This window comes from Streptomyces sp. NPDC037290 (assembly GCF_055603245.1).
The window spans coordinates 1-1,533 of record NZ_JBVJVZ010000130.1; the positions used below are offsets into that span (position 1 = coordinate 1).

General features: G+C 62.0%; 1 protein-coding gene and 1 pseudogene. One reads left to right on the plus strand and one right to left on the minus strand.

All coding sequences use genetic code 11. From position 1 onward, the window contains the following. On the plus strand, positions 1–584 hold a 584-nt coding region (locus ACZ7HQ_RS45390; protein WP_471003473.1), incomplete at its 5' end, for a hypothetical protein. A gap of 107 nt (positions 585–691) precedes the next feature. On the opposite strand, the pseudogene ACZ7HQ_RS45395 reads toward ACZ7HQ_RS45390, so the two are convergent. After that, a pseudogene (locus tag ACZ7HQ_RS45395) lies at positions 692–1,472 on the minus strand (transposase family protein). Positions 1,473–1,533 lie beyond the last annotated feature (61 nt).

Here is a 1,533-nt window from a genome sequence, read left to right on the forward strand (position 1 = left end):
ACGGGAGGATGACAGCGATGCCAGCTACCTGGGACATCGAAGACTACGGCGACTTCTCCTTGACACTGTCACGGAACCACAGCCCCGAACAGGTCCTCGCGGCCTATGGAGCCGAACCGGGCGAAGCACGCCTCATGTCTGAATCGCAGTGCGACACAGAGATCGAAGTGAATCTTTCCGATGGCTCAGAAGCTTTTTCTCTCAGCCGAACGGGACATTCCATGACAGTTTTTAAGTATGCTCAATATGGACAGTTCTGCGAGTGGTTCGAACCCCGTAACCACCAGACCGTCCAGGGTGGCAGTCCACACGCGTTCTTCCAGCGAATCCAGAACATGCCATCCGACACAAGCGCGGCCATGGCGTCCTTGAAAGTCATGTCCGAGCACGTAGGAGCAGAGCTCACCCCTGAAATCCTCAAAGGCCCCCCTACTCACAGTGAACATCACAAATACAGACCGCGCTCTCCTGGCGCGACCTGTACCGAGTTTCCAGATTACGTCACCGGCCGGCACGCGAAGCGTCCTGGGCCGCCGCTTGGGAACGATTGGGTGACTGCATCTCTGGGATCTCGGGCGTGGTGAACCACTATCCACTTCAGCCTTGCCGTTCCAATGTGAGGATTTCCTCGGCGACCCGCAACAACCTTCGGCTCAACGAGTGACGGTTCACTGAGCCTTTTCCATCTTGATCAGGTAGCGAGTTCGAGGGCGACGACGGCACGGGTGACGGCGGTGATCCGGGTGGTGCGGCCTGCGGAGCCTCCGCAGGAGTCGCCAGGACTTGAGGGTGGCCATGGCACGTTCGCCGAGGCTGCGGATCTTGGCGTGATCGCGATTGTGACGCCGCGCCAGCGCGCAGGTGTTTGACGGATCGGCACACGGATCGCAGGGCCGGCACCCCGATACGCCTTGTCCGCCCAGCACTTGATGTCGTCTGCCGCGAGGGCGGCTGGAATGCCGAGAGCCCGCGCTGCGGTCACGTCGTGCATAGCTGCCGGAAGGGCGTCCGAGGCTCAGGTCAGGCGACCGGCGGGATCGGCCAGGACCTGCACATTCATCCCGTGGTGCTTCTTCTTCCCCGAGTAGTACGGCCGGTCGGCGCCGATACGATCGATCGACAGCACAGCGCCATCGAGGATCACGCAAGCCTTCTTGCGGACGGTCGTCATGGCCTGGTCCAGCGGGGGCGCGAAGGCGGCCAGGAGGCCGACGGCCTCACGTAATTAGTGGTAAGCCGTGGCGATCCCGATGCAAACCCGCGGCGAGACGGGCGTAAGTGTCACCGCAGCGCAGGCGGGCCAGGACGAGCAGGGCCTGCCGGCCGAAGGTCAGGCGACGCCAGCGCAAACCGATCCGACGGCGGTGACCTGCGAGAGGACCGGAGAGATGCCGCAGAGTACGGCTGGACAGATCGATGCGTTGGGGTCTCCCCTGCTCGAACGAAGTTGAGAGCTTGGGGAGGGTAGACAAGCACGCGAAAGTTGGCGGACTGGTGATCTTGGTCGTGAACCCGTCTATCAGGAGCTTTTTT